General features: G+C 71.1%; 3 protein-coding genes and 1 pseudogene. All 4 read right to left on the bottom strand.

Going from position 1 to position 2,211, the window contains the following annotated elements; genetic code table 11:
- A pseudogene (locus ACWGIU_RS32010) lies at nt 1-259 on the bottom strand (hypothetical protein); the annotation flags it as partial.
- Nucleotides 260-527: 268 nt separating this feature from the next.
- On the bottom strand, nt 528-911 hold the full coding sequence (locus tag ACWGIU_RS32005) for a DUF6113 family protein (protein WP_453711610.1): 384 nt from the start codon (nt 909-911) through the stop codon (nt 528-530).
- Entirely contained in the window at nt 908-1,804 is an 897-nt protein-coding gene (gene mshB, locus ACWGIU_RS32000) for an N-acetyl-1-D-myo-inositol-2-amino-2-deoxy-alpha-D-glucopyranoside deacetylase (protein WP_453711609.1), read from the bottom strand. The genes ACWGIU_RS32005 and mshB overlap by 4 nt, the downstream gene beginning before the upstream one ends.
- A 23-nt stretch (nt 1,805-1,827) precedes the next feature.
- The gene (locus ACWGIU_RS31995; protein WP_030012369.1) at nt 1,828-2,022 is read right to left on the bottom strand and encodes a hypothetical protein; all 195 of its coding nucleotides are present in this window, start codon (nt 2,020-2,022) and stop codon (nt 1,828-1,830) included.
- Between the last annotated feature and the right edge of the window lie 189 nt (nt 2,023-2,211).

Here is a 2,211-nt window from a genome sequence, read left to right as displayed (position 1 = left end):
CGGACGTGGGCTCCGGCGCGGTCTGCTCGCCGGCTCCGCCCGAGCCGGAGCCGGGGCCCATCGCCTTGCGCACGACCACCGGCGGGATCGGCCGCGAACCCGGGATGTTGATCCGGATCCGGGTCGTCAGGGTGGTCTCGGTCTTGGGCCCGTCGGAATCGGGCGTGGACGGCTTCGAGGTCACAGAGTTCTCCTCCGGAGCGGTCGCCGCAGCGTCCGTGGACGGGTACTGGCCGGTTCCGTACGGCGGTGTCCCCAAGGGGTAGGCGGCTCCACCGTGCCCCTTGGGCCCGGAGGACGAACTGTCGGTTTCACGACTCAAGGCAGGTTCTCCCGGTTGGCTCCGCCGCCCGTCATACCGTGCGCGGGCAGCTCGGCGGCCCGTCCACCATACTGGCCGCCGCCCGGACGCAACTGACCGGCGGGAATCACGGGTTCCTGATAGGGCCGGTCAAACCCCTCTGAAGCGCACGGCGAGCGCCCGCGCGCATCCCGCGACGAAGCTCCCTACGAGGTCCGACACCACGTCACTTGGCGGGCCGAGCGGCCGAAACCGGCCGATCCAGCGGATCGCGCATCGTGGCACACATCACAGCGAGAACGGTTCCGCCCAAAAGGTAGACGTACACGCCGATTCCGGACGAACCGAGGAGGAAGTCGCCCTCGGGGCGCGGAATGCTGAGCATCACGTAGGAGAGGAACCAGCCGACGGTGGCGCCACCCACCCCGAGGCCGGTCCCGAGGGCGATCCGGCCCCCCAGGAACAGTCCGAGGACGGCCAGCAGGGCGAGCAGCAGACCGCCGGGGAACCAGAGGCCGACCACCAGCCAGCCGGCCGCGCCGGTCAGCGCGCCCGCGACCAGCATGCCCAGGCAGCCGGCGATCCGCCCGGCCGTCGCCGTGCCGCTCACGCCTGCACCCCCGCGAAGAGGTCGTGTTCGCGTTCGCCCGCCGGGACGCCCGGCCGGCCTTCGACGAGTTCGTAGTACTCGCGGGTGAACAGCGGCTGCGCCAGGTCGTTGGAGAGGGCGAAGAAGGGTCCGTCCACGGCGATCTGGGTGGCGTGGGCCCGCATGGCGGCCGCCTTCGCCGCCACGAAGGTGTCCTTGGCCTCGATCTCGGCGGTGATCCGCTCGTCGGCGACCACCCCCGGCACGTCCTCGGGCGAGCCCACCGCGGGGAACGGCACCCCGCCCCCCGCGGCGCGCAGCCGGGCGAAGCCCTCCTCGACCACCGAACGCGGGACGCGGTTCCAGTAGATCTTCCCGATCGTGTGGGGCTCGCCGAGGTCGCGCCGGTACGCGGTCTCCGCAGCCAGTTCGGCGGCGCGCATGGCGACCCGGTGGGCCTGGATGTGGTCGGGGTGCCCGTATCCGCCGTCGGGGTCGTAGGTGACGAGCACCTGCGGACGCAGCTCCCGGATCACCTCCACGAGGTACGCGGCGGCCTCGTCCACGTCGGCGGACCAGAAGGCCTCCGGGTGGTGGTTCTGCGGGGCGCCCGTCATCCCGGAGTCCCGGAAGCGGCCGGGGCCGCCGAGGAACCGGTGGTCGTGGACGCCCAGTTCGGCCATGGCCGCGGCGAGCTCGCCGACCCGGTGGGCGCCGAGGGTGTCGTCGCGGTCGGCCGCCAGGTGGGCGAGCCCGGGCGGGATGACCTCACCCTCCTCGCCCAGGGTGCAGGTCACCAACGCGACGTGGGCGCCCTCGGCCGCGTACTTGGCCATGGTGACGCCGTTGTTGATCGACTCGTCGTCGGGGTGCGCGTGCACGAGGAGCAGACGACGGGCGGGAAGACCGTTCATGGGCCTAGCCTACGAGGCACGACCTAGAACTTGAGGCCACTGATCATGCTCGCCACGTTCGAGGTGAGCTGGCTGAGCGTCGGGGCGATGGTGGAACTCGCCAGGTAGAAGCCGAGCAGTACGCAGACCACCGCATGTCCCGCCTTCAGGCCCGCCCTTCGGACCAGCAGGAAGACGATGATCGCCAGCAGCACCACGGCGGAGATCGAGAGTGCCACGGCGTTTCACCTCCACGTCGAGCGGACATCGGTACGCGTATTCGTGCTCAGCAGGAGTCATACCCACCGTGCGCTACGGATCATAACTATCCGTACCAGCGCATCGATCGAAATCCGGCAGCACGAGGGGCGCATGCCGCGCATGAGTGGGGGCACGGGGAGGCCGGCCGGCGAGGCTGTACGCCTCCC

Source organism: Streptomyces sp. NPDC054840 (assembly GCF_053611065.1).
The sequence above is the reverse complement of the archived record's forward strand: the minus strand, read 5'-3'. Positions and strand labels throughout refer to the sequence as shown.

Coding starts and splice junctions, on each gene's coding strand:
- mshB (WP_453711609.1), bottom strand. CDS start 1,804: ATGAACGGTCTTCCCGCCCGTCGTCTGCTCCTCGTGCACGCGCACCCC.